A 25,898-nucleotide genomic window follows, 5' to 3' on the forward strand; every position below is an offset into this window, starting at 1 on the left:
TAGAATGATTATTATAATACATTAAAATGAATAATAATACATTCGAGAGGTTGATTATACATGAAACTTTGGGGCGGACGTTTTACAAGTCGTGCGGATGAAATAATGGAGCAATTTAATACATCATTACCTGTTGATCATAGGTTGTATAAAGAGGATATTGCAGGAAGCTTTGCGCATGTTACGATGCTGGTGCACTGTGATTTATTGACACCAGAAGAAGGCGATCTGCTTGTGGGTGGACTCGATTCCATTTTGCAAGATATCGAAACGGGTGCGATTAAAATTGAAGGCAATTATGAGGATATCCATTCATTCGTAGAAATGCATTTGACGGAACGTATTGGAGAAACAGGAAAGAAACTACATACAGCACGTAGCCGTAATGACCAAGTCGCTGTGGACATGCGCTTGTATGCAAAAGGCAAAGCGGCGCAAGTGATGGATAGTCTGCAAATGCTTATCGATTCGTTGAATACTAAAGGGGCAGCAAACAATGTAATTATGCCTGGTTATACACATTTACAGCGTGCGCAAGTCGTTACGTTCGGCCACCATTTAGGGGCTTATGCACAAATGTTCAAAAGGGATAAAAAGCGTGTAGGCAATGCGATTGATATTTTGGATGAAAACCCATTAGGCTGCGGAGCGCTTGCAGGTACAACGCATAACATCGACCGCGACGTAACGACTGCGTTATTAGGGTTTGCAAAACCAGTGGACAATTTCCTAGACGGCGTTAGTGACCGCGATTATTTACTTGAATTAATGTCGGATTTCTCAATTGTTATGATGCACTTGAGCCGATTGAGTGAAGAACTTATTTTGTGGAGCAGCCAAGAATTTAAATTCATCGATATGGCAGATGCCTATTCAACGGGAAGTAGCATTATGCCACAAAAGAAAAATCCTGATGCTGCAGAATTAATTCGCGGGAAAACGGGACGTGTCTATGGTTCCTTGTTTTCATTGTTGACGACGTTGAAAGGATTGCCCCTTACTTATAATAAAGACATGCAGGAAGATAAAGAACAATTTTTCGACGCACTTGATACGGTAATGGACTGTCTTGAAATTATGTCGAAAATGATTGATACGCTACACGTCAATGCGGATAATATGAAAGCAGCGATTAAAGCAGGCTTCCTCAACGCGACAGAAGTTGCCGATTATTTAGTAGGCAAAGGAACAGCATTCCGTGATGCACACGAAATCGTTGGCAGATTGATTATTTATTGTGAGCAACAGAAGAAAGCAATCGAGGATTTGACAGTCGAAGAGTTGGCTAAGTTTAGCGAGCAAATTACGGAAGATATATATGATTATATTGATTATGAAAATATTATTACAAAAGGGAATAAGCACTTGATGAAGCAAGTGGGGAAATAAAGGATGGGACTGTCTGAAAAAGGACAGTCCTTTTTATTTTATGTTGTGGCATGTGAGTGGGGGGTTATGCTCGGTGTGCGGAGGGATATGATCGGTTAGGGGGAAGTGTGCTCGGTTGGCGGAATATATGCTTGGTTGGCGGGGGATATGATCGGTAAGTGGGATATATGCTTGGTTAGGGGGGGATATGATCGGTAAGTGGGTTATATGCTTGGTAAGTGGGTTATATGCTTGGTAAGGGGGAAATAGGATTGGTAAGTGGGTTATATGATCGGTTAGCGGGTTATATGATCGGTAAGTGGGTTATATGCTTGGTAAGTGGGTTATATGCTTGGTAAGTGGGATATATGATCGGTAAGTGGGGTATATGCTTGGTAAGTGGGATATATGATTGGTAAGCGGGATTATATGCTTGGTCCGCGGAGATATATGTTAACACTCCTCATATCGAAACAAAAAAATAGCTTGAAAGGACAATTTATCCTTTCAAGCTATTTTCTTAACCCATAATATTATAGCCAGCATCTACATAAATGATTTCACCAGTTACGCCGCGGGACAGATTGCTCAACGTAACAAGTGTCATGTCCGCTACTTCTTCTTGTGTGACGTTGCGTCTTAATGGAGCGTTTTCTTCAATTTGAGTCAAAATCGTATTGAAGGAAGCTATGCCTTTTGCAGACAGTGTGCGAATCGCACCAGCTGAGATTGCGTTGACACGGATATTTTCTTTCCCCAAGTCAAACGCCAAGTACTTCACAGATGCTTCAAGCGCTGCTTTAGCAACACCCATCACATTATAGCCATCAAGCACACGTTGCGCGCCTAAATAACTCATTGTTACGATCGAACCACCGTCTGTCATGTATGGACGTGCTTCTCTAGCAGTCGCAATGAGTGAATAAGAACTCGTATCCTGCGCAAATGCGTATCCGCTTCTCGTAGTCTCAACAAAGTCGTTTTTCAGATCTTCTGCATGCGCAAATGCAAGTGAATGGACAACTCCGTGAATTGTACCGACTTCAGCGCCAATTTTCCCAAATGCTTCATGGATACTTTCATCTTCATTTACATCACATTGCACAATCAGTTTTGCTTCAAAACCGGCTGCACTTAATAGTTTTTCAAGTTTAGCAAGTGAACGCTCTTTTCTATATGTGAAAATAACATTTGCACCGACTGCAAAAAGTGTTTTTGCGACGCCCCAAGCAATGCTTCGTTCATTTGCCACGCCCATTACAACAATGTTCTTACCTTTAACTTTAAGTAAATCGTCCATAGTAACCTCCTGAGTAGGTAATAAAATCTTATATACCTATTATTAGTACCAGATGCTAAAAGAATTATAGCACATTTGTTCAGAAGTTGTGAATAGCCATTACATAAAAATGAAAACGTATTCAAAGATACATAATTCAAACATAAATAAAAATACAGTTGACTTTATAATTATGCATACATATAATAAGAATAACTTATAAACAGGGGTGATTGTAATGAAAGTAGGAATCATTGGCGCATCAGGGTACGGTGGACTTGAGCTCATCCGGCTACTGCATAACCACCCAAAAGTCGAACAAATTGAATTATTCACTTCATCTGAAGAAGGTGTAGTTTTTTCACATAAGTATTCACATCTTATGAATATAGTCAATCAGCCACTTCAAAAAATAGAGCTAGACAGGTTAGCGGAATTCGATGTCGTATTCTCAAGTGCTCCAGCTGGTGTTGCCAGCAAACTTCTTCCTCCGTTAATCGGAAAAGGACCGAAGCTTATCGATTTGTCGGGAGATTTCCGTTTAAAAGATCTGTCTCAATATGAGCAGTGGTATAAAAAAGAACCAGCATCGGCGTCAGCTGTTGAGCAGAGCGTATACGGATTGACTGAATGGAATTATGAGGCAATCCGGCAAGCGCAGTTAATTGCCAATCCGGGTTGTTACCCAACAGCGGTTCTGTTGTCGCTATTGCCATTATTGAAAGAAAATGCAATCGATGCAAGCCAGTTAATTATCGATGCAAAAAGCGGCGTATCCGGTGCTGGCAATCAGCCTAGTCAGATGACACATTTCAGCGAAACAAATGAAAATACAGCCATCTATAAATTAAATCAGCATCAGCATATTCCAGAAATTGAGCAGGCGTTGGCATTCTTTGCAAAAGAAATTCCACCTATCACATTTAGTACACATCTTGTTCCTATGACAAGAGGAATTCTGGCGACGAGTTATGCACCAGTTGTGGAGGGGGTAACAGAAGCTCACCTCATTGATTGTCTGAAAGAAGCATATGCTAATCATCCATTTGTTCGTGTTATGCAAGAAAAAGATAAGTTTGGAACCAATCAAGTATACGGCTCAAACTATTGTGATCTCCTTGTGAAAGTGGACCCGCGGACGAATCGGGCAACAATCGTTTCAGTCATCGACAACTTAGTCAAAGGGGCAGCAGGGCAAGCCATTCAAAACATGAACGTTCAATTCGGTCTCGAGGAAATAACCGGCCTGTCACTTGTCCCGGCATTCATCTAACTTAGGGGGAGTATTATGACGACAACAGTTTTAGCTCTAAAGCGCATATCGGGAAATAACATCGTGTCCCCAATTGGTTTTAAAGCCACGGGCATCCATTGTGGAATTAAACATAAGAAAAATGATTTGGCATTACTCGTTAGTGAAGTACCCGCAAATGTTGCAGGTGTATTTACAACGAATGCAATTCAGGCGGCACCGCTAATGGTTACAAAAGAAGCGATGCAACAAACGGGAAAAATGCAGGCAATCATTGTTAATTCGGGAAATGCGAATGCGTGTACAGGCCAGCAAGGATTGAAAGATGCCCGTCTTATGCAACAAAAAGCGGCAGAAAAACTCGGTATTGCACCTGCATTAGTTGGAGTTGCATCGACTGGAATTATCGGTGAGATGATGCGAATGGAACCGATTGTAAATGGAATTCAAAAGCTTGAGCCAAGTTCTGAATTAGAAGGTTCGATTCTTTTTTCACAAGCGATTCTAACAACAGATACCGTAACAAAAAACACAGCATACAGCACAGTGATTGATGGCAAAAAGATTACTATCGCCGGAACTGCAAAGGGATCGGGAATGATTGATCCGAATATGGCAACAATGCTTGGTTTCATCACAACGGACGCTAAGATTGAGTCAGTTCATCTACAAGCTGCTCTCAAAACGGTGACAGATTTGACGTTTAACTCGATTACAGTAGATGGCGATACATCTACAAACGATATGGTGCTCGTAATGGCAAATGGGATGGCAGGGAATAATTCATTGACGCCGGCACATCCGGACTGGGAACAATTCACGGAAGCATTGCATGCTGTTTCTCAAGACCTTGCGAAAATGATTGCGAAAGATGGAGAAGGCGCGACGAAGCTTATTGAAGTCGAAGTATCAGGAGCGATTACGGATATCGAAGCGCGTAAAATTGCTAAAACGGTGGTTGGTTCACCGCTTGTGAAGACGGCTATCTTTGGCTGTGACGCCAACTGGGGAAGAATTATCGCGGCTGTCGGCTATAGTGGAGCTACACTAGATCCGAATGCCATAAAAATTAAAATCGGTTCAACAACTGTTGTTGAAAACGGGGAGCCTGTCCCATTTTCAGAAGCGCAACTGCTGATCTATTTGAAACAACCGGAAGTGAAAATTAGTGTGGATCTTCATCAGGGAATTGGTAAGGGAGTAGCATGGGGGTGCGATTTAACATATGACTATGTCCAAATCAACGCAACGTATCGCTCGTAAACGAATGGTAATAAAGCTTGGTGGAAGTATGTTGGAAGGGTTAAATGAAGACTTTTTCAAGAATATGATACAACTGCAAAAAGCCGATAATGATGTAGTGCTTGTTCACGGAGGGGGACCTTTTATTAATAAAGAACTTGCCAGAAATAAAGTGTTATCATCCGTAGTAAACGGTATCCGTGTAACGTCGAAAGAAGCGGTGGGGATAGTTCAATCGACATTAATAGGTCAAGTGAATCCAGCCCTCGTCCATCAATTAAATAAAGGTGGCATCGATGCGATTGGCCTTAGCGGATACGATGGAAATCTCCTAACATGTAAAGTGTTGAATGAAAAACTGTACGGCTCTGTAGGAGAAATCCAGGATGTCCGCACCGAATTAATAGAAACACTTCTTAAAGATGGGCTTGTGCCAGTTATTTCGTGTATCGGTGCAACAGAAGATGGAGCTCCTCTCAACATTAATGCGGACACAGTCGCAAGTAAGATTGCTCTGGCAATAAATGCAGACAGCCTGCTTCTTGTGACGGATACTCCTGGCATTCAAATAGAAGGAAGTGTTCAACAAACGGCATCACCGACCGAAATTGTCCAGTGGATCGAAACAGGCGAAATATACGGAGGCATGTTACCGAAAGTGAAAGCTGCACTTGATTGTCTAGATGCAGGTATTCCATCGGTGCAAATTGTCGGACAGCAATTAGAAGGTACCATAATTAAATGCGAGGAGGTTTTCATTTGACTACGCTATTTCAAAATTACGCACGTCGTTCAGTTCATCTTGTAAAAGGGCGAGGTACAGTCGTGACGGATGATAAAGGAAAAGAGTACCTCGACTTCATAAGTGGAATCGCGGTCGTCAGTCTTGGTCATGCACATCCAGCGCTCGTTGAAGCAGTCAAACAGCAAAGTGAAAAACTATGGCATGTCTCAAATTTATTCGAAAGCCCTGAGCAGGAACTGTTGGCAGCTAAGCTTATAAAGGATACACCTTTCAGCCATGCTTTTTTCTGTAACAGCGGTGCTGAAGCAAATGAAGCAGCCATTAAATTAGCTCGAAAGCATACACAGAAAAACGTCATCATTACCTTCGAACAATCCTTTCATGGCCGGACATTCGGCGCCATGTCTGCGACTGGGCAAGCGAAGGTTCGTGAGGGCTTCGGTCCACTGCTAGAAACATTTCGTATCATTCCATACAATGACGAACAACAACTGGAAGCTGCAATTGACGGCGATGTAGCCGCAATTATGCTAGAAGTTATTCAAGGAGAAGGTGGCGTCAACCAAATTGACCCGGACTTTGCACAAAAAATAACAGATATCTGTAAGTCAAAAGGTATTTTACTCATTGTCGATGAAGTACAGACTGGCATTGGTCGTACGGGAACGCGATATGCCTATGAGCAGACAAACCTTGAGCCAGATATCATTACACTTGCCAAAGGATTAGGCGGTGGATTCCCGATTGGTGCCATGCTTGGATCAAGTGAGCTTTTGCCTTCATTCGGCCCAGGAACGCATGGCACGACATTTGGAGGTAATCCACTGGCCGTTGCAGTTGCACAAACAGTTGTCGATATTGTATTTAAAAAGAAGTTTCTGCAAGAAGTTGAAGACAAATCGACTTACTTGATTGAAAAAGTGCAGGCATTATTGCCGCAAGACCAGTTTTCTATTCGTGGGGCGGGTCTGTTACTCGGTATTGAATGCGAAGAGGAGATTCTGCCATTCATTCAACAGGCAGAACAAGCAGGTTTACTGCTCGTTCAAGCAGGAGCTAACGTCATTCGACTATTACCACCGTTAACGGTTACATACGAAGAAATCGACCAAGCTGTGGATATTCTATCAGCAGTTCTACTCCCCGAAAAAACTGCAATAACGTAATGAACTTTTGAATTAAGGCGTTCAGTGAAGCGCTATTCAATAGACCTCAGTCTGAAGGTTAAAACAAAAGGATTCGCTAAAAGTAGCGGGTCTTTTTGTATTTGAAACGAAACTTACATACAATTGACAAGCATACCCGATGATGCAAAAAGGGCGTCCGATCATAAATTTGGCAACCCGATCATATACCAGTCGTATCGATCATAAATCCGGTGTCCCGATCATAAATCCCGCGTCCCGATCATAACCCTGCCGTATCGATCATAAATCCGTCGTCCCGATCATAAATCCGTCGTCCCGATCATAACCCTGCCGTATCGATCATAACCCCGGCATCCCGATCATAACCCCCGCGCCCCGATCATATAACCCGACCGACCGATCATATCCCATAATGGCCCCGCCAAAAAAAATGAAACTTCTTCCATCGTCCTCCGTCTAATCAATTGAATAAGGAAAAGTGAGGAGAGATATTATGAAGAAAATCGGTACAATCGCATTGGCAGCACTATTAGCAGGAAGCGTAGTGGGTGGCTATTCAGCACAAGCACAAGAAGATACTACACAAGCCATTAGTGAAAAAGAACAAGTTACGACAAACTTTATGAAAGCTACGGGTGTCATTCAAGAAATTGAAAAAGAAGAAGAGGGAATTCGTGTAACGATTGAAAATGAAGATAAAATGATTACGATTTTGCGCATCAATGATAATTCCTTGCTATTTAATAGTGGGACGACAAAATCTTTAAAACCAGCAGACTTTAAAAAGGGTGCAACTGTTTCAGCCTATTATGATAAAAATAAACCTATGATCCTGATTTATCCGGCAACAGTGACACCTGAAATTGTCATTTTAAACGATGAAGAAGTTTTTGGTGAAGTGAAAGTCAGCCAGTTTGACAAAGAATTCTTAAGCTTGGATGGCGAGTTGAAATTGAATATCGGCAAAGATACGCCTCTTTTCAATCAACAAGGTAAAGCAATCGAATTGAAAGAGTTGAACGGTAAAGAATTGATGGTATTTTACTCAATCACAACGAGAAGCCTACCACCACAAACACCACCAACTAAAATTATTGCTTTGGATAATGCAACAGTAGAAGCACCTGAAGTTGAGCCGGAAGAAAAACTAGAAGTATCAACAGGCTTACAAGACATCATCGCTAACGACCACTACATGAAAAATGGCGTTAAGATGATTCCACTTCGTATAGTCGCTGAGCATCTTGGTTATCATGTTCTTTCTCAACCAAAAGTAAATGGTGCACTTGTTACATTAGACAACAGTTCATTCACTATTAAACGAGGCGACAACATGTATGGTTATAATAAAAGCATTCGTAAATTCGAAGTTGCACCAGAATTGAAAGGTATGAAAACATACGTTTCAGAAGACTTCTTGGAGCTATTAATCCAAAACTAACAATCGAAAAGCATGGCATATGAAAAAAAGCTTGAAACGATGGGACTGCCCTGTAAAAGGTCAGGCGTTTCAGGCTTTTTTCTATGTTATTTCATGAAGAACCACTATACAGAATGTTCAATCTCCTGTACTGTTAATATACAATCTTTCACTAGAAAAGGAGTTTATGTTTGATGAAAAAGATTATGGTATTTTTTACTGGGCTGCTTGTTATGTTCGCTACATTCGGCAATGTTTCTGCGGCACCATTATTTAAAGACGTCAATGATAAGTACGGGTCGAAAGCAGAATTAGATTTTTTGGCGGAGCGCGGTATTATCTTTGCAGACCCGGCACAAAACTTTGGGGTGAATGAAGAAATTACGCGCCTTGAAGCTTCAGCTATGATTATTAGGGCGTTAGGACTCGAAACGGTAGACCGACCCGATCCAAACTTCACCGACGTCACTCCAGAAGATGAGGGATACGACATCATTGCGACAATAACCGATGAAGGTATCGTCAACGGTAATGCTGAGGGCGAGTTCATGCCGAACAATAAGTTAACAAGGGGACAGATGGCAGCGATTTTAGTCAAGGCTTTTGAGTTGAAGGGAACAACAGAACAGACTTTCAAAGATGTCGATTCGACATACTGGGCGTCTGATTCTATTAAAACGCTTTTCGCTAATGAAATCACAACGGGTTATCCAAACAATACATATAAGCCAACAGCATTCATTACAAAAGCGAATTTCGGTGTGTTTCTCGCACGAATACTGAACCCAGAATTTAAAAAACAGCCTGTCTGCTATAAGTCTGACGGTAAAAAGACGGCAGTTGTTGCTGTGCAGGTGACAAACTTATGGAAATCACCGAACAACAATCGTGTAGTGGACCGTCCTTCTATTTCTAATCCTACCGACATTCAAAAGTGGGCGAAAAGCATGTCTGTCAGTCAAAAATTATGGCTTGTTGGAAAAACAGATACACAAGCCCTTTATGGGCAAGAAGTTGTTATTCTAAAAAGTAGCGGAAACTGGCATGAAATTGCTGTAAAGGACCAATACACGCCTAGGAATAAAGCGGGATATCCAGGATGGGTTCCGAAATCTCATGTGACAGAAATAACGACTGATTATACGGATTGCCAACTAGCAATCGTTGATACGAATATCGCTACTCTTTATAATGAACCGAAAAAGGCCAACAAGTTCATGGATATCAGCTACACAACAATGCTTCCTGTCATTAAGGAAGAAGGGGATTGGTTACACATTCAAACGCCTGCCAATGGTGTGAAATATTTGCGTAAGCAAGATGCAAAAGTCGTTAAAAACTTTGCTGCAATACCAAAACCGACTCAACAAGATATCGTCGATAGTGCCAAGATGTTTCTTGGACTTCCGTACATCTGGTCAGGGATATCAGGTTTTGGATTTGACTGTTCGGGTCTTATCCATTCGGTGTACAAAAACCACGGCATCATGATTCCACGTGATTCATTCGTCCAGGCAGTCAATGGTACGCCTGTTGCAAGGAAAAATATGCAACCGGGCGATTTACTATTTTTTGCGTACAATCAAGGTAAAGGGAAGGTCTATCACGTCGGCATGTATATTGGAAAAGGTCAGATGATTCACGCACCCAATTCAAGCAGAAACGTGGAAATTGTATCCATTGATACACACCCATACAAAGCAAACTATGCGGGCTCAAGAAGATATTTGAAATAACCACTACACTAGATTGTGAACCGATTGGGAAATTGGTTCACCGTCTTTTTTTCATGAAAACGGTCCATCTATTCAATGAAATTACTATTTATTGAACAAATGAATACCTATATAAACTGAGCGAAGGCACCTTATAAGGGAGTCTTGCTTCCAATATATATGTTATAATTTACTAGAATAAGGGGGTATTAAAATGAAGAAATTTACCATGGCACTTGTTGCATTCCTGCTAGTGTTTACTATTATTCCTATTGCGAAAGCAGAAACAGGGCGCGATTCAAACCCATTTTCCGACTTAAAGGGACCGAATGGAGATATTATTTATTTGTATAATAAAAACATTATCGGTGGTTATCCAGATGGAACGTTCCGACCGAATGAACCCATCACGCGTGCTCAGGTTGCAGCAATGCTTGTGAAAGCGCTCGATTTTAAGCTGATTGACAAACCGACAGTGCAATTTAAAGACGTTTCCAATATATCTAAACATTATCAAACCTTGGCGACAGTCAGTGAACTTGGTATTCTTCGTGGAGAAAATGGTTATATGCGCCCCGGAGAAATCACGACAAGAGCGCAAATGGCGGCAATCTTGCGCAGAGCATTCGAGTTGCCAATGGACAATCAGCCGACATTTGTCGATGTATCGCCAGCAAATTGGGCTTTTAAGGATATCAATAGTTTAGCTAAAAACTTGATAGCAGGTGGATACCAAGATGGAACGTTCAAACCGGGAAATCCGGTAACACGTTCGCAATTTTCTTCTTTCCTAGCCCGTGCTCTTGATGACAAAATGAAACTTGCGGGTTATCGTTCTGCTGTCAGTGAAAAAGGTGTAGAAGTTGAACGGGACGGTTGGATATACACAGTGAAAACTAACAAACTTGTGAAAATTAATCAAAAGACAAAAGAGGAAATTATCTTACTGTCAGAAGATGATTTCAGTGATTCAGATGGCTATGTAGAGCAAAAGCTTAGAAATGGATTTCCCATCATCTTGTTCAATAATCAAATCTTCACTCCTTATTGGAAAGAAGTTGATATAAAGAGCGGGTTGCCAACAGATTACGGTCTAATGGTATCATCGATAACCGGTGAGAAATTAAGCACAACTGGTGACAAGTACAACGATATTACCATGTATAACCTTCCGAATAGCAATGTTATCCGGAATGTAACACTCCATAATTTTGAAATCTACTTCACGATAGAGAAAAAGGTTCGTCAATTCGATAAAGGTTTTAATGAGGAAGTTAATACTGATGATATGTTAATCCTTTATTCAGCCGATCAAATTGGCTTTGGCATAAAGAAAGTTCATGAGTTTGATGCGCGTGTCATTTTTGACGACATAAAAGGTTCAAAAGTGAAACCTAACGTAAACCAAAATAATAAATCGATTAAATATGATTCTAGTGCCATGTATTATTTCAATAAAAAAGGTGTTTTCGCCTACAGTATGCTGAATGGCAAAACGAAAAGGTTGTCTACTATCCAAGCGCAAGATATGACTGTAATGGACACTGAAATCATAGTTGAAGATAGTAAGGGGAAAAAACACATTCTGAAAAAATGACGAAAAGCATCCTTCGGGGTGTTTTTTTTGTGGTAATATGGAATTGAAACTCCCTTTCTAAAGGAATTCCAAACACAAACATAAAGCCTTCAACATAAGATAAACAATAAGGCACCAAAGTACGAATCACTATCCCGAAAAAGGATGTGTTTAGGCGTGTACAATAATTTCAATCAAAATCCAAATACAAAATACACGCTGGGCGATCTCTTGAAAGGGAAAGATCTTGAAATTGTAGCGGCATCACTCCTTTTGCTCGGCAAACTGAAAGTCGATTCCGTTCAACTATTTAGGGATAAACCAGTCATATCAGTTACATTGCTAGGAGAGTTTAAAAGTTTAAACGATAAAAAAGTAAATGAAATGACTGATTTTCTAGAGAAAAATGGTGATCTAACATTAGACGAGTTATTTGAGGGAATAAAAAGGCGAATGAATAAAGACAGGGGGAACGGACGTGAGTGAAAAAATCGGTTTTGACGCCGGAAGTTTTATTAATACGGTCATCTTAATCGTATTTCTTCTTCTCCTAGTTTTTGGATCGACGAATTTAGGGGAGTTGACGGAAGTGGTAGATCTATAATAATTAATAATGTTTCTTCATCCTATAAGCACGAAAAAGGGGAAACAGGACTCCAAATAAATCAGCGGGTCCTGTTTTATTAGCTATAGCTAAAACCGAGCTGTCTTTAGACGAAGATTACTGTGTTTCAATCGCAGTAAATCCGCCAGCGTTATAATTCCTTTTTCTTCAAGATGCTTCAATAATTCAACAAATAAATGAGCTGTTGTCAGTGCATCTCCAAGTGCGCGGTGGCGTTCAAATAGTGGCGTGCCAAATAGCTGTGCGTACTCTTTGAGATCTAGTTGGTCCCAAGATGGATTTAAATAATCGATTAAATCAAGCGTATCAAAAGAAGTGGGTTCTTCGTAGGAGTATTTCACACGCTGTAATTCTTTTTTTATGACCAGCGTATCAAAGCTTACATGATGTCCAATCCACCCTCCACTCTTCGTATCCTCAATAAACTGAAAGTAGCTCTCTATAGCTTCGAGCGCAGTTGGGGCATTTTCTACATGGTATTGTTCAATAGAAGTTAACCTCGTAATATATTCAGGTATTTTACCTAATGGCTTTACAAAGGTCTGGAATACACGATTCGTTACTTCTGATTTTTCGACATGGACAGCTCCAATTTCAATGAGTCCGTCATCGGCAGCAATTGCAAACCCAGTCGTTTCAGTATCGAAGACAGTAAACGGCATATCACGCAACTTTGTATTCAGCAAAAATGATTGATCCAACTTATAATTTAATCGTTGTTTTCTCCAAAACATACCTATTACCTCCAAGCGATAGCGAAAATAGATCATAATTTTGCAAGTAGATGTGATTGCAGCGCGTGGACTGTCGTTAACATCGTTGTTATTTCATCCTGTTGCCATCTTCGCATCGATGCAAACTGAATTTCTGTGGTAATAGATTCATCTCGCAGATGTTTTTTCCAAGCCAGTTGAATTCGTGTTCTTAGTGCAATTTCATATGCATGACGTATATCATCGGCAAAGCCAGCCGATAGTTCACCTAATTGTACAAGGTCGTCTACTAATTGTAATGGTGTGCGTGTAATGATATTTTTTTGAACGCCCAGTATTTGTAGGCAATGATGCATTGGAAACAATGCGTTTTTTTTAATGTCAATGATTTCTCGGGTTCCTCTTCCTTTAAATAATGCCAAAAAGGACTGGTTTACTTGCGGTATGGGCTTGTTTTGTTCCTGCTGCGCCATGTAATAAAGAAAAGTTTGTGAGGACTTCAATTGAATTTGTACCATCCGAACAAAATGATTATGTAACGATGCATCACCCATTAGAAAACGAAAAGATAAAAAGTTATAGCCAAGTAATATATCATCATTAGTCGCCTTAAGCGCCCAGTTACGTAGACGTTGCTGCCAATCGGAAACGGAACCGCGCCACTGTACCTCGCTTGACATCATTTTTCCGACGCATCTGGAATAGCCAGCTTTCTCCAAATGCTTAACAATTGCATCACCAAGCAATGAAAAATAAAACGCCACGTGCTTCTTATCATCTTCCTGTGGGTCGGTGTAGACAAGGAAGTGATCCTGGTCCGTCAACATGAATTGTTCGCCCCTAGCACCACTGCCCATCTCATACCATGCGAAGGGGACGGGCGGTGTTCCTTTACCTTGCCTTTCTAACGACTGTACAGCGAGTTTCACACAGTGTCGTGCGAGTCGGTCGTATAGTTTTGTAATAATCTCCAACGTATGAATGGTAGAGATATCATCGTTAATTAAACTAGATAACACATCGTAAATCGCGTTTTTAACGGCAGGTAAATTTTCGAAAGAAGCCTCTTCAATCGTTTTCAATACACCCATTGATCCACGATCACGCTTAAAAATAAGATTGGACAGTGTAACTATACCTACCAAACGATTATCTTCGACAACGGGTAAGTGTTTTACCCCATTCTTATAAAATGCCGAAAGGACTTCGTAATAATAATCATGACGTGAAATAGTATGCGGTTTTTTTGTCATAATATCTTTAGCTTTCAGTTCGCCGTTTGCCACTTGTGCAACGACTCTTTGGACAAGGTCTTTTTTTGTAATGATCCCGATTAGTTGCTCTTCCTGATCCACGACCATTAGCGAACTGATTGAGTTATCGACCATTATTCGTGCTATTTGCTGAACTGACGCATCTTCAGAGGCCGTAATCACAGAGGAGTTCATAAAGTCTTCGACACGACGTACATAAGGCTCGCTTTCTCCCCACTCATCTGACAACTTAACCTGCTCACCAAGGGAAGCATAGACATTTGCGAGACGAATAGACATGAGTTTCAAAATAGCGTCACGGACATCCGTGTCATCTATTCTTTCTTTTAGGACAGCATATGGAATCTGTAGACAATAGGAATCTTCTACTACTTCCAATACAAGACGATGACGATCGAGCGGCCGATTGGATTCACCTAAATAATAAGCGATATTTGAAAAACCGATTACCTCACCTTCTTGAAATTCTTCAAGGGCGAAGGATTGCCCATCATCACCAACTATGAATATCTCTGCTGTCCCTGTTAAAATGAGTAACAACCCTTCATGAGGTGTTATAAAGTAATTAACTTTTTCAGTTTTTCGATAATAGGTAAGTTTGCATTCTGCCATTAGTTCAGCAAATTTTTCCTCAGTTAATCCTCTGAAAATAGGCTGGTCATGCACTTTCTTATACATTTCTTGTTGTGCACTGTTCATAATGAATTTCCTCCACCTTCATCTTTTTAGAGAAAAATCCCCCTCGTCCAGTTAAATTAGGGAGGGGGATTTTTTGCTATGAATTATCGTTCTAGCTCTCTATAACCTGTTTCTGCTTTAAATTTCACTTCGGCATAAGAAACCTCTTCAGCTTCGAATTTCTTAGATGAAACGAGTGTACCAATAATCGCTGCTAAGAATCCTGCTGGAACTGAAATTATGGCAGGGTTCGAATATGGGAAGAGTGGTTGCCCAACGAAGAACGCCGCTCCTTCTACAGGATTAATAACGCTAGGACTTAATGCAACAAGAACAAGCGCGACAATCAAACCGGTTAACATTGAAGCAACTGCGCCTGTCGTATTGAACTTTTTCCAATAGATCGTAAGAAGAATTGTCGGAACGTTCGCAGAGGCGGCGATACAGAATGCGAGTGAAACAAGAAACGCTACATTCAATTTTTCCGCACCTAGTGCTAAAATGATTGAGACAATAGCAACAGCAAGTGCAGCGAATCTTGCAGCTCTTACTTGTTGTTTCTCTGTTACTTTTCCTTTTTTAATAATTTCTGCGTAAATATCATGTGCAATAGCTGAAGCTCCTGACAAAACAAGTCCGGCAACAACTGCTAGAATCGTTGCGAACGCAACCGCTGCAACGAATGACTCAAGTGCTGATCCTCCCAACACACCCGCTAACATTGGTGCGGCCATGTTCCCAGCAGCATTCTCAGCAACAATGGCATCCACACCAACAAACTTAGCTGCACCGAATCCAAGGAAAATGGTTAAGACGTAGAATATACCAATAATCCAAACTGCATAAATAACAGAAGAACGAGCTGTTTTCGCATCTTTTACCGTGAAGAAACGCATTAAGATATGCGGTAAGCCAGCCGTACCTAAAACGAGTGCAATTAGTACAGAGATCAAACCAATCGGATCTTTATAGATTATTCCGGAATGTAAGAAGGCATCGCCATGTGGTGTTGCCGTTCTCATGGCATCAAACATCCCAATAAAGTTGAAATTAAACTTTAACAAAACGAGGAATGAAATAACAATGGTTCCTATCATAAGTAAAATCGCTTTAACAATTTGAACCCAACTTGTTGCAGTCATACCACCGAATAGTACATAGATTGTCATCATGACACCAACGATTAGAACTGCAATCCAGTAGTCAATTCCAAGAAGTAATTTAATAAGTGCACCTGCACCTACAAGCTGAGCAAGCATATAAAATAACACAATCGTAATTGTATTTAACGCTGCAGCGCCACGAACCTTTTTTGCTCCAAAACGTGCTCCAATCATGTCGGCCATTGTAAATTTCCCTAGATTACGAAGCGGCTCGGCGATTAGAAATAAAACTACTAGATAAGCAGTTAACCAACCGATACTATAGTAAAATCCATCAAATCCGTTTAACGAAATTGCTCCGGCAATTCCAAGGAATGATGCAGCAGACAAGTAGTCCCCAGCAATCGCCATTCCGTTTTGCCAACCGGTTAACGATCCCCCAGCCGTGTAAAAATCACTTGCAGTTGTTGTCTGTTTAGCAGCCCAGTAAGTAATACCGAGTGTCAATCCAATCACTGCAACGAAAATTGCAATTGATATAATATTGTCCACGTGTAAGTACCCCCTTTATTTTAAAACATTTTTCTTTAGAATTTCTTCAACGTCTATATCGAAGCTTTTAGCTTTGTTCATATAGATGGATGTAAACACCCATACCATTACGAACATGCTTAATGAATAGACCCATGTCCAAGTCATCCAACCGATGGCTCGATTTTCAAGTATGGTTGTATATCCGGTGAGAATAGGTAGTGTAAAATAGGCGATAAAAAAGAAAATAATGTATGGCGTAGAAAAGATTCTTTTTCGTTTGACTAAATTTTTGAATTCAGGTGTATTGATAATTTTTTCATAGTCCAATGTTTCACTTGCTTGCTTTTTCTTCGGATTTTTACCCACGATTTCATCCCCTTTTTTTCTGAAGTGTTGAAAACTGGTAGTTTAGTAAAGTAATAAGCCTCCTTTTAGATGAATTCGCTTTCATATTTTGTAAAAAACGCACTAAATCTGTTAAAAATGTTAATCATATAATAGAAGGCTAGTTTCACATTACCAAATTTTCCGATAACTCACAAGGTATTTTTCTGAATAGTTAAAACTTAGTTTTGTCACTGCGAGAAAAGGAACTTATCAAATGGCTAGGAATTAGCGGCAAGTATAGACGATGGAACCAATTTATATATATTAAAATACAGAAACCCATTGAATTCACTACGGCGGGAGGGTGTCCCTTATAAGGCGCCTTCGCTCAGCCAATTTAAGTATCCAATGGTTCAACATTTATAAAGGGAGGTGAAGTCATAGGGTATTAGTATCCTATCAATCTGGGGGGAGAGGAAAGTGTTATGAGGTCTAAGACATGTAGGTATATCACAAAAAAAGTGTATAAAAATACCCCTCATCTTCGTCAAGGAAGAGAGGGGTAGTGAAAAAATTGGAACTTATTCATTCTCCAGATTCTGCAGAGAAGTCGCGTTGCCCAAGTTCTTTCTCATAAATATATAATGCGTTTTTATCTTCTCCGATACGCTTCAAATACTCGATATGTGTATCGAAAGATGCTTCCTCTTCAACTTGTTCGTCCAAGAACCATCTCAAAAACGAAATTGTGGCATGTTCTTTTTCTTCCCAAGCGAGGTCCGTTAATTCATAAAAGTTCTTGGTAACGCCTTTTTCTTGTAGTAAACCCGATTCAAATGTATCCAATACTGACGCGAATTCGATTTTTGGCTCTGACGTTGCGGAGAATTTAGCTTGTAACCCACGGTCATTCATATAGTTATAAATTTTCATGCCGTGAAAACGCTCTTCTTCGGCTTGTTGAAGATAATAATTGGCAAAGCCAGCATAATTATTGTGCTCGCAATAAGCAGCCATTGCCATATAAGCTTGTGCAGCGTTGAACTCATTATTCATTTGCTGATTAAGAGCATCTGCTAGTCGTTGACTAATCATCATATTGCCTCCTTTTATTGTTAAGACTATTCTTCTTTATCATAGCCTAATCTAGATTTTCATTCACGTATTTTGATTGAAAACACGGAATTTTGTCGTATTAGGAGTTTTGGCAATAGGAAAAGACGAAATTTACAGTTAGAACTTGGAACATTGTATAATAGAGGATAAAAGTGAGTGTTCGCACCGGGAAAATAGGCGGAGGGAAGATATATGAACAAATTAGATACTAGTTTAATAAAAAGAATATTTACGGCTTCTACATTTAATAAATGAGAAGCTTACCATAAAAGTGGTAGAGTACATGGTTTACAATTAAATAGTGCTAAGAATATATGGCGTGCAACAGTCTCTGGAAGCAAGTTGTATACTGTTCAAATAGAATTGAATGGTTACGACATTGATGATGATTGTAACTGTCCTGCGCATTATTCCTATGGAGAGTGTAAGCATGTTTGTGCTACGGTTTTGGCAATTGCCGATGAACAAAACGTTGCTACTAGTAGCAAAAAGAGTGGAACGAAAAATGCAAGATATCGGCGAGCTGAAGAGTTGATTGATTACTTTGGAGAAAGTAACAATCGTTCAGAATTGAATGCAGAAGATGAGTGCTATTTGAAAGTAGAATTTCTATTGAGGGCACATACGTTAGCTAGCTATTATAGAGAAAAAGATATTTTTGACATTCAGATGAAAATTGGAACTAAACGATTATATATCGTCAAGGATATTCGGCAGTTATTCGATAGCATGTCACAAAACACTGACTTGCAGTTTGGCAAGCATTTTACGTATGATCCCGCATATCATGTGTTTCAAATGGAAGATTTGGCGATTATCCATAAATTAATGCAGTTTTATAAAACTGAAACCATCTATGATACGAGTACTTGGGGAGGTAACGGTAGGTCAGGAAAAGATATAGTCATACCTCCATACGCGGTAGATGAGTTACTTGCTACCTTGCAACATCAAAATTGTGTTTTTCAGCAAGAAGATTTCGTTTATGGACAACTGCAAATTGTAGACGAAGATCTTCCTTTCTCCTTTTCGCTTGAAAATGGCAAGTCCAAAGAATTTCAATTGAAAGTAAGCGGACATGTAGATGGGGAATATTTTAAAACCTATGGCTGGTATGCATATAAAGGGAAATTACATAAACTATCGGGTGAACAGCAACGGGCATTACAACTATTCGTTCCATTAATTAAAAGTGGAGGAAGTCCAATTATCCCGATATCAGCTGAACAAGTTGGGACATTTGTTTCACAAGCCATGCCAAAGCTAAAGAAAATTGGCAAGGTTCAAGTAGCCAAGACTGTTTCATCGATCATTATGAATCCTCCACTACGGGTGAAGATGTTTGTGGAAGGGACTAGTGATCGTATCGAGGTGAAGGTAGAGTATCAATACGATTCGATTGTCATTAACCCGATTGCCCAAAGTGAGACCGATGCTAATGAGGAACAAACGATATTAATCCGTGATGCAAAACAGGAACAATTATTTATGAATGCATTCGAGGATTCTTGATTGAAAGTGAGCGAGAATCAGTATTACACAGATGACGAGGAAGATATATTCGGATTTCTATACGACACATTGGCGCTACTTGAAGAGAAGGCAGACATATTTTTAGCGCCAGCCATTAAATCATTGATTCTACCTACAGAGAAAATGGCTAAAGTTGCTGTCGATATCCACTCAAGTGGGAACCTATTGGAAGTTGACTTTTCAATGGACGGAGTGGATTACGACAAGGTTCCACATATTCTCCAGTCTGTTATTGAAAAGAAACGCTATGTGCGTTTACCAACTGGAGCCTTTTTGTCACTTGATGATGAACAGTTGAAGGACGTAGCAGATCTTTATAAAGAGTTAAATGATAAATCGATTGAAATGGTAAATGGTAAAATGAACATGCCGTTATATAGAGGTCTGCAAATCGATGAGCGCTTAACGCAGTTGGACAAACAGAACCGGAAATTCGGGAAAAGCTTCCGGCAGTTCATAAGCGCCATTAAATCCCCAGAGGAAGAAGAATATGTGATACCGGACACACTTCAAGCAAACTTGCGAGATTATCAGTTGACGGGTTTTCAGTGGTTGAAGTCATTGGCACAATACCAACTGGGTGGAATTTTAGCAGATGACATGGGCTTAGGAAAGACCTTGCAATGTATTGCTTATATCCAATCTGAGAAGCAGGCTCAGTCGGGGAAGCCCGTGCTCGTAGTCGCTCCAGCATCATTGGTTTATAATTGGAAGAATGAATTCAGTAAGTTTTCTCCTGAATTAAGGGTGGATATCGCTACTGGAACAGTTCAGGAAAGAAAGGTTATTTTGGGCCAGGATAATATTCCGGATGTATACATTACCTCCTATCATACGTTGAGGCAGGATTTAGAGTGGTATGAGGAGCAAGAATTCCATACGCTTATTCTAGATGATGCGCAGTCGATAAAAAACTATGCATCCAAAATTGCGCAAGCAGTAAGGGCGATAACGGCGCATAAGCGGTTTGCCTTGTCTGGGACGCCGATTGAAAATTCAGTGGACGAGTTGTGGGCGATTTTTCAAGCAATCATGCCTGGGTTTTTACATGATCAGAAAACGTTTCGTAGTTTAAAACCTGAATACATTGCTAGGATGGTTAAACCTTTTATTTTGAGAAGGTTGAAAAAGGACGTTTTGAAGGAATTACCTGACAAAATTGAAATGGTTCATTACTCAGAACTGAAGAAAGAACAGAAGGAGCTTTACCTCGGCTACTTGGACAAAATCCGCGCTGAAACAAAAGAGTCACTTGACACAGAAGGTTTAGGTAAAGGGAGAATTAAAATTTTGGCGGGACTGACAAGACTTCGACAGCTTTGTTGTCACCCCTCTTTATTCATCGAGAACTACGAAGGGCAATCTGGAAAGCTGGAAGAGCTTTTTGAGATTATTGAAAACGGACGGGAAAATGGCCGCAAAATCTTAATCTTTTCACAGTTTTCAAGCATGTTGAACATTATTAGGAAAAAACTTGTGCGAACAGGACAGAGTTGCTTCTATTTAGATGGTCAAACGCCAGCCAAGGAGCGAGTTCAACTCGTCGATGATTTTAATGAAGGATCTGAAACGATTTTTCTTATTTCATTAAGAGCGGGCGGAACGGGTCTGAATTTAACCGGGGCAGATACGGTTGTTCTCTATGACTTATGGTGGAATCCAGCAATCGAGGAGCAAGCGATTGGGAGGGCACATCGAATGGGGCAGAAAAATGTCGTTCAAGTTATAAAACTGATTGCCCAAGGAACAATAGAAGAAAAGATAAACGAATTGCAGCAAAGTAAAAAGGAATTAATCGATCAAGTTATTCAAACAGGCGAAACGATGCTATCCTCGTTATCGGAAGATGATATTCGGGAGATATTATCGATTTAAGGTTATTCAGCAGGGATTCAAACCCCTGCTGAATAAAGTTGAAAACTCTGGTGGATGTCACAGCTTTTGAATTGTGTGAGTGCACAGAATCTCGTAAATATTACATTTGAAAGTGGGGGACAAGCCTAAGGATATTTCCGATATTCAGAGGTTGCTTGGCATGGGAGTGGAAAACACTAAAACATTTGTTAACGATGTAAGCATTGGAAGGAATGAACCTTGTATTTGTGGAAGTGGAAAAAAGTATAAAAAATGTTGTGGGGCATAAATTTCAGATAAGCCGTGCACAGCACTAGTCATTATATGAACGACAATTGCATGCTATATATGTTGAATTAAAGAAGCCCACTAAATTTACTGTGGCGCTCAATAAGGAGGGAGTATTAATTCGGGGTGCGGATTGTAGAACGCTTAGCGCTATTGGGGATGCCCTACGCAGTAAGTCTGGATTAGCGCTTCGCATCCAGTATTATAGCATCGGCGACCCCTTTTCCGCGCCAGCGCTAGGATGTTCATTATCGAGAGAAATGTGATTTTGAGATGTATATGCCGATTGCAGATTTCATCGCAGATAATGAAAAGCTCTTTCTTACATAGTCCATCCAGCGTAGGCGCGTCTTCGTGGTAGCCGGAGCGATAAGACTGAAAGTGGTTTCCTTTCTGGCTTATCGCGGGAGGCATCCACAAAGCGCCGAAGCGGTATTAGGGGGAATCCTAATTCATTTCAAGTACAAGGGCTTTTTCAGTGGCCTCCCAAAAGCCTGTGTAAAGCGCATACGCCGCAATCATTATTCTATATAATTTCCAGCGAAGGCTACCCCTATGAGGAGCCGAGCGTTGTTGAGAGGATTCTTTATGTCAACATATATAGTAGAATCATAAAGGGGTAAATACTGTGAAACGTATCGCGATAGATATGGATGAAGTCATATCGCATTTTAGCGCTAAATGTCTAGAATTATTTAATGATGAATTTAACGAAAGTTATACGGACCACCATTTGCATGGCAAGAAACTCATAGAATTAGATGCTAGATTTGAAAAGAAAGTGGACCACTATTTAGCAAACGAATTATTTTTCTTGGAGTTAGACGTGATAAAAGATAGTCAAGAAGTGATAAAAGAATTAAGTGCTTGCTATGAAATATATATTGTAACCGCAGCAATGGAGTTTCCAGCTTCGTTAGCACCAAAATATCGCTGGTTAAAGAAACACTTCAGTTTTTTGAATGAAAAGAATTTCGTCTTTTGCGGCGATAAAAGCATAATTCTTGCAGATTATTTGATAGACGATACACCAAGTAATTTAGAAACATTTCAGGGGAAGGGCCTACTTTTCACAGCTCCACATAATGTCCATACAACCGGATATACACGATTAAACAATTGGAAAGATACCGCGGATTATTTTCTTAAGTAAATTAGTGCGATAGAGTCAAAAATAACCCCTCATTTTCATCAAAGGAAGAGAGGGTATTGTAAATTTAAGGTATCTGGTGCTGATACAACCCTGAATTGTATTAGTACCAGATACCTTTTATTTTTTATTATCCTTCATCATTTGTGAACCAATCGCGCCTACTATTAAAATGATCAATGAAATGATACTGTAGTCTTTAAAAAAGGTTGTAAACGGAATATCGAGTAGTCTAAACACAAGTGTAATAATTCGTCCTACTAATAATCCTAGTCCAATCATTACCATCCAATTAAATACTTTCTCTATAAAATTCATTGTAATCTCCTTTTTCTTGAGTAACTTCCTTCACACAATCGCTTTCTTCATTAACAACCTTGGTGCATCCTAAATTAACGACTATCCCAACCAGTAAATCAAGTACGATAAGACAGCTTTCGCAACAAGGTCTCCGCAGGACCTCTCACATTAGCGCGACGCATGAACTCGGCGATGACTACTGAGAGGAGCCAGGTGAATAACGCGATGACATCGCTGCCGGCTTGGCCCATATGTGCACCTAGACCGCCGGCATACGGAGCAAAAACAGCGATGAATACGACCGATTGAAAAATGTAAAAGGTCATCGAGCGCTGTCCTACTGCGGCGATAGCCATAGTGATGGGTCCTCGTTTTTCCCCAAGCTTGATGACTAACAAACCGATAAACGCCGCCCAGCCCAATCCACCTGCATAGCCAGTACCGGTGTGTAGAATAGTAGCGAACGTCTGCGCTCCAAAAGATGGATTAGTCCAATACTGTGAGGACATCAGTGCCAACGGGATTGCTCCGACAGTAGCGAGACCAATACCAATCATTGAAGTGCGCACAAGCAAGAGCCGGTGTTGCTCCGGATTATCGAGGATTCGCCGCCGTGCCGCCAAAATTCCGATAAGCATGCCAGGGACGACCTGATAGACAAGCAAAGGTGTGTAGATAATCCACTCTGGAATACGGATAGCGCTAGCGAGAAATGGGTTCTCCAGCGCTATTGAGGAGAGGGCAGCGTCATCTACTAAGGCGTCGTAACCACGAGGCATCAATGAACCAAAGATTGCTACTAGAACAAGAAATATTCCAGCAATCCACAACAGCTTCTTGTCTGATGCACGGAGGAATCCGACCAAGAGAAGGGTAGCCAGGCCATATAATGCGATGATATCTTCGAATAATAGTGCTACATGCAAGAAACCGATGAGAATCATCAACCAGCCTCGCCGGCGGAACAGCTTGCGAATTGAAATCCAATCGTTACCTTTTTCCTCCTGACGGCGCATAAGCTGGACCATACCGTAGCCAAAGAGGAGAAAGAACATAGGGAATGCACGGCCGTCAACTAAGACTTGCCGAAACAATACAACGATCTGGTCAACCTTTGTGATTTCTCGATCGGCGGCGTATAGAAATACGTGGGCGTGTGCCAATGCGATGAACAGTAGCATAAAGCCGCGGGCAAGATCCGGAGCAAGCTTCCGATCATAATTGGAGATAGGATTTGACTTTAGAGTAACGTTAGTCAAATTTGTTACCCTTTACTGCCTGATTAACAATTTTCACGAGCTCGCTGCTATACGTATCCAAGTCGACTTTTTTTGTTATAGCAGTGTGAGCCATATACTCTCCGATAGCTCCTTGAATCATACTGGCCATGACTACTACATTAAAAGATCCGAATTCCCCTTGTTTTTGACCATAATGTAGTATTTGTTGTAGTTCATACATGATTTGGTCCTCTTCATCATCGCCTAATTTATAGTAGGGAATGTTATCGGGCGTTCTGGCATTAAAGACAATTTCTATCAGAGCCGTATAACGTGTCGGATGCGTACCTTGATATGCTAAATTTGCCGCTATGAATGTATTCAGTTGCTCAAAAGCTGTATTTTCTCGACCAACTCTCTCTAAGATATAAGATGTTGACCCTTCTACAAGATTCATCAGAAGGTGGTTCATCAAATCGTTCTTATCCGAAAAATGGTAAGAAATTAATGCGGTACTGATGTCCGCTCTTTTAGCAATTTGAGAAAGGCTGGCTTTTAAGTATCCAATTTCATCAAGGGTTTTAATTGCTGCTTCCACAATTTGGTCACGTCTTGCTTCTGCGATAAACGATTTTTTTCCTTCAACTTTGTTATCTTCCTTCATTTATATGACCTCTATTATTTATATACATTATGATTCCTCCAAGTTAATTTGATTGTACAAACAAATTTTTAATTGATCACTCAATCAGATTTTAACACGGAGAAATTTCACGGTCAATTTATTAATGAAGTATAGCGATAGATATATGAGGGGGTTCACTGTATATTTATCGGTAGGATGTAATGTCGTAAGTAAATAACTTTTTATTGAGAGGGAGATGAATCAAGTGGACAGTGTAACCCGATCCTACTTTGAAAACCTAGAAGCAAAGGACAAAAATGTTCAATTTGAAGCGTTTAATGCTATTAATGCAGCTGTAAAAGAAGAAGTGGACTGGGCTTATGAAGTTTGGGACGAATTAAAGGAATGGCTAACAGATTCCGATAATCATCGAAGATCTAGGGGTGCTCAGTTCCTAGCTGGTCTTGCGAAAAGTGATCCAGAAAAACGTATATTAGGCGATTTTCCAGCGTTATGGGAAGTGACCAAAGATCCGAAATTTGTTACAGCCCGACATAGCTTACAGTCGATATGGAGAGTGGGCTTAGCTGGAAAGGAACAAAAACAACAAGTGATTCATCATATAGTGGAACGTTTTCAAAACGGTGTGCATGAAAAACATTACACCTTGATTCGATTTGATATGATTCAAGGCTTGAAAAATTTATATGATGCATTAAAAGAGGAAGAAATTAAACAGATAGCAATGGGTTTGATTGAGACAGAAGAAGATATCAAATACCGTAAGAAGTATATGACTGTATGGAAATGAAG

At 40.3% G+C, this 25,898-nt stretch carries 23 protein-coding genes and 1 pseudogene; 15 read left to right on the forward strand and 9 right to left on the reverse strand.

What is annotated here, in order from left to right; genetic code table 11:
- Positions 1-60: 60 nt before the first annotated feature.
- Complete coding sequence (argH, locus tag AZE41_RS05830; RefSeq protein WP_067206719.1) at positions 61-1,389, forward strand: argininosuccinate lyase; 1,329 nt, start codon at positions 61-63, stop codon at positions 1,387-1,389.
- Between the two features lie 499 nt (positions 1,390-1,888).
- Here argH and AZE41_RS05835 read toward each other — a convergent pair whose 3' ends face one another.
- Positions 1,889-2,668, reverse strand: coding sequence for an enoyl-ACP reductase FabI (locus AZE41_RS05835; RefSeq protein WP_067206721.1), 780 nt, complete (start codon positions 2,666-2,668; stop codon positions 1,889-1,891).
- 217 nt (positions 2,669-2,885) lie between these two features.
- Between AZE41_RS05835 and argC the strand changes: the two genes are divergently transcribed.
- From argC to AZE41_RS23435, 9 genes are all read left to right on the forward strand, one after another.
- Positions 2,886-3,920, forward strand: a complete 1,035-nt coding sequence (gene argC / locus AZE41_RS05840; RefSeq protein WP_067206723.1) for an N-acetyl-gamma-glutamyl-phosphate reductase — start codon at positions 2,886-2,888, stop codon at positions 3,918-3,920.
- Between the two features lie 15 nt (positions 3,921-3,935).
- A complete protein-coding gene (argJ, locus tag AZE41_RS05845) occupies positions 3,936-5,162 on the forward strand; it encodes a bifunctional glutamate N-acetyltransferase/amino-acid acetyltransferase ArgJ (protein ID WP_067206725.1) in 1,227 nt (408 codons plus the stop codon).
- The gene (argB, locus tag AZE41_RS05850; RefSeq protein ID WP_067206726.1) at positions 5,125-5,904 is read left to right on the forward strand and encodes an acetylglutamate kinase; all 780 of its coding nucleotides are present in this window, start codon (positions 5,125-5,127) and stop codon (positions 5,902-5,904) included. Before argJ ends, argB begins: the two co-directional genes overlap by 38 nt.
- Entirely contained in the window at positions 5,883-7,052 is a 1,170-nt protein-coding gene (locus AZE41_RS05855; protein ID WP_187046993.1) for an acetylornithine transaminase, read from the forward strand. The genes argB and AZE41_RS05855 overlap by 22 nt, the downstream gene beginning before the upstream one ends.
- Before the next feature lie 475 nt (positions 7,053-7,527).
- The gene (locus AZE41_RS05860; protein ID WP_067206733.1) at positions 7,528-8,475 is read left to right on the forward strand and encodes a stalk domain-containing protein; all 948 of its coding nucleotides are present in this window, start codon (positions 7,528-7,530) and stop codon (positions 8,473-8,475) included.
- Between the two features lie 173 nt (positions 8,476-8,648).
- The gene (locus AZE41_RS05865; protein WP_067206736.1) at positions 8,649-10,190 is read left to right on the forward strand and encodes an S-layer homology domain-containing protein; all 1,542 of its coding nucleotides are present in this window, start codon (positions 8,649-8,651) and stop codon (positions 10,188-10,190) included.
- Between the two features lie 193 nt (positions 10,191-10,383).
- Positions 10,384-11,766 carry an S-layer homology domain-containing protein gene (locus AZE41_RS05870; RefSeq protein ID WP_067206738.1) on the forward strand — a complete coding sequence of 461 codons (1,383 nt, stop codon included), beginning with the start codon at positions 10,384-10,386 and terminating at the stop codon, positions 11,764-11,766.
- A gap of 156 nt (positions 11,767-11,922) precedes the next feature.
- Complete coding sequence (locus AZE41_RS05875; protein WP_231885777.1) at positions 11,923-12,231, forward strand: hypothetical protein; 309 nt, start codon at positions 11,923-11,925, stop codon at positions 12,229-12,231.
- Entirely contained in the window at positions 12,224-12,349 is a 126-nt protein-coding gene (locus tag AZE41_RS23435) for a hypothetical protein (protein ID WP_255428601.1), read from the forward strand. Before AZE41_RS05875 ends, AZE41_RS23435 begins: the two co-directional genes overlap by 8 nt.
- Positions 12,350-12,438: 89 nt before the next feature.
- On the opposite strand, the gene AZE41_RS05880 is transcribed toward AZE41_RS23435, so the two are convergent.
- The 5 genes from AZE41_RS05880 to AZE41_RS05900 all read right to left on the reverse strand — a co-directional run bounded on the left by AZE41_RS05880 (position 12,439) and on the right by AZE41_RS05900 (position 18,094).
- Positions 12,439-13,104: a 3'-5' exonuclease gene (locus AZE41_RS05880; RefSeq protein WP_067206744.1), complete on the reverse strand. Its 666-nt coding sequence runs from the start codon at positions 13,102-13,104 to the stop codon at positions 12,439-12,441.
- Between the two features lie 32 nt (positions 13,105-13,136).
- Positions 13,137-15,056: a DUF294 nucleotidyltransferase-like domain-containing protein gene (locus AZE41_RS05885; RefSeq protein ID WP_067206746.1), complete on the reverse strand. Its 1,920-nt coding sequence runs from the start codon at positions 15,054-15,056 to the stop codon at positions 13,137-13,139.
- 83 nt (positions 15,057-15,139) lie between these two features.
- The gene (locus AZE41_RS05890; protein WP_187046999.1) at positions 15,140-16,690 is read right to left on the reverse strand and encodes a solute symporter family protein; all 1,551 of its coding nucleotides are present in this window, start codon (positions 16,688-16,690) and stop codon (positions 15,140-15,142) included.
- A gap of 15 nt (positions 16,691-16,705) precedes the next feature.
- A complete protein-coding gene (locus tag AZE41_RS05895) occupies positions 16,706-17,038 on the reverse strand; it encodes a DUF485 domain-containing protein (RefSeq protein ID WP_067206749.1) in 333 nt (110 codons plus the stop codon).
- A 546-nt stretch (positions 17,039-17,584) separates the two neighbouring features.
- The gene (locus tag AZE41_RS05900; RefSeq protein ID WP_067206752.1) at positions 17,585-18,094 is read right to left on the reverse strand and encodes a ferritin; all 510 of its coding nucleotides are present in this window, start codon (positions 18,092-18,094) and stop codon (positions 17,585-17,587) included.
- Positions 18,095-18,943: 849 nt separating this feature from the next.
- Here AZE41_RS05900 and AZE41_RS23190 point away from each other — a divergent pair.
- The 4 genes and pseudogenes from AZE41_RS23190 to AZE41_RS05915 all read left to right on the forward strand — a co-directional run.
- A pseudogene (locus tag AZE41_RS23190) lies at positions 18,944-20,137 on the forward strand (SNF2 helicase associated domain-containing protein); the annotation flags it as partial.
- Between the two features lie 3 nt (positions 20,138-20,140).
- Entirely contained in the window at positions 20,141-21,523 is a 1,383-nt protein-coding gene (locus tag AZE41_RS23195) for a DEAD/DEAH box helicase (protein WP_231885819.1), read from the forward strand.
- A 160-nt stretch (positions 21,524-21,683) separates the two neighbouring features.
- Positions 21,684-21,791, forward strand: a complete 108-nt coding sequence (locus tag AZE41_RS22075) for an SEC-C metal-binding domain-containing protein (protein ID WP_082786504.1) — start codon at positions 21,684-21,686, stop codon at positions 21,789-21,791.
- Positions 21,792-22,418: 627 nt separating this feature from the next.
- The gene (locus AZE41_RS05915; RefSeq protein WP_067206758.1) at positions 22,419-22,943 is read left to right on the forward strand and encodes a 5' nucleotidase, NT5C type; all 525 of its coding nucleotides are present in this window, start codon (positions 22,419-22,421) and stop codon (positions 22,941-22,943) included.
- Positions 22,944-23,060: 117 nt separating this feature from the next.
- On the opposite strand, the gene AZE41_RS05920 is transcribed toward AZE41_RS05915, so the two are convergent.
- The 3 genes from AZE41_RS05920 to AZE41_RS05930 form a co-directional block, all read right to left on the reverse strand.
- Entirely contained in the window at positions 23,061-23,258 is a 198-nt protein-coding gene (locus tag AZE41_RS05920; protein WP_067206759.1) for a hypothetical protein, read from the reverse strand.
- A 98-nt stretch (positions 23,259-23,356) separates the two neighbouring features.
- Positions 23,357-24,499 carry a DUF418 domain-containing protein gene (locus tag AZE41_RS05925; protein WP_067206761.1) on the reverse strand — a complete coding sequence of 381 codons (1,143 nt, stop codon included), beginning with the start codon at positions 24,497-24,499 and terminating at the stop codon, positions 23,357-23,359.
- Positions 24,492-25,124, reverse strand: coding sequence for a TetR/AcrR family transcriptional regulator (locus tag AZE41_RS05930; protein ID WP_067206763.1), 633 nt, complete (start codon positions 25,122-25,124; stop codon positions 24,492-24,494). The genes AZE41_RS05925 and AZE41_RS05930 overlap by 8 nt, the downstream gene beginning before the upstream one ends.
- 226 nt (positions 25,125-25,350) lie before the next feature.
- On the opposite strand from AZE41_RS05930, the gene AZE41_RS05935 reads away from it, so the two are divergent.
- Positions 25,351-25,896, forward strand: coding sequence for a hypothetical protein (locus AZE41_RS05935; protein ID WP_067206766.1), 546 nt, complete (start codon positions 25,351-25,353; stop codon positions 25,894-25,896).
- The last annotated feature ends 2 nt before the right edge of the window (positions 25,897-25,898 follow it).

This window comes from Sporosarcina psychrophila, assembly GCF_001590685.1.
In the GTDB taxonomy this organism is placed as follows: Bacteria; Bacillota; Bacilli; order Bacillales_A; family Planococcaceae; genus Sporosarcina; species Sporosarcina psychrophila.

Coding starts and splice junctions, on each gene's coding strand:
- AZE41_RS05835 (WP_067206721.1), bottom strand. CDS start 2,668: ATGGACGATTTACTTAAAGTTAAAGGTAAGAACATTGTTGTAATGGGC.
- argC (WP_067206723.1), top strand. CDS start 2,886: ATGAAAGTAGGAATCATTGGCGCATCAGGGTACGGTGGACTTGAGCTC.
- AZE41_RS05920 (WP_067206759.1), bottom strand. CDS start 23,258: ATGAATTTTATAGAGAAAGTATTTAATTGGATGGTAATGATTGGACTA.
- AZE41_RS05900 (WP_067206752.1), bottom strand. CDS start 18,094: ATGATTAGTCAACGACTAGCAGATGCTCTTAATCAGCAAATGAATAAT.
- AZE41_RS05870 (WP_067206738.1), top strand. CDS start 10,384: ATGAAGAAATTTACCATGGCACTTGTTGCATTCCTGCTAGTGTTTACT.
- argB (WP_067206726.1), top strand. CDS start 5,125: ATGACTATGTCCAAATCAACGCAACGTATCGCTCGTAAACGAATGGTA.
- AZE41_RS05930 (WP_067206763.1), bottom strand. CDS start 25,124: ATGAAGGAAGATAACAAAGTTGAAGGAAAAAAATCGTTTATCGCAGAA.
- AZE41_RS05885 (WP_067206746.1), bottom strand. CDS start 15,056: ATGAACAGTGCACAACAAGAAATGTATAAGAAAGTGCATGACCAGCCT.
- AZE41_RS05860 (WP_067206733.1), top strand. CDS start 7,528: ATGAAGAAAATCGGTACAATCGCATTGGCAGCACTATTAGCAGGAAGC.
- AZE41_RS05880 (WP_067206744.1), bottom strand. CDS start 13,104: ATGTTTTGGAGAAAACAACGATTAAATTATAAGTTGGATCAATCATTT.
- argJ (WP_067206725.1), top strand. CDS start 3,936: ATGACGACAACAGTTTTAGCTCTAAAGCGCATATCGGGAAATAACATC.
- argH (WP_067206719.1), top strand. CDS start 61: ATGAAACTTTGGGGCGGACGTTTTACAAGTCGTGCGGATGAAATAATG.
- AZE41_RS05865 (WP_067206736.1), top strand. CDS start 8,649: ATGAAAAAGATTATGGTATTTTTTACTGGGCTGCTTGTTATGTTCGCT.
- AZE41_RS05855 (WP_187046993.1), top strand. CDS start 5,883: ATGCGAGGAGGTTTTCATTTGACTACGCTATTTCAAAATTACGCACGT.
- AZE41_RS22075 (WP_082786504.1), top strand. CDS start 21,684: ATGGGAGTGGAAAACACTAAAACATTTGTTAACGATGTAAGCATTGGA.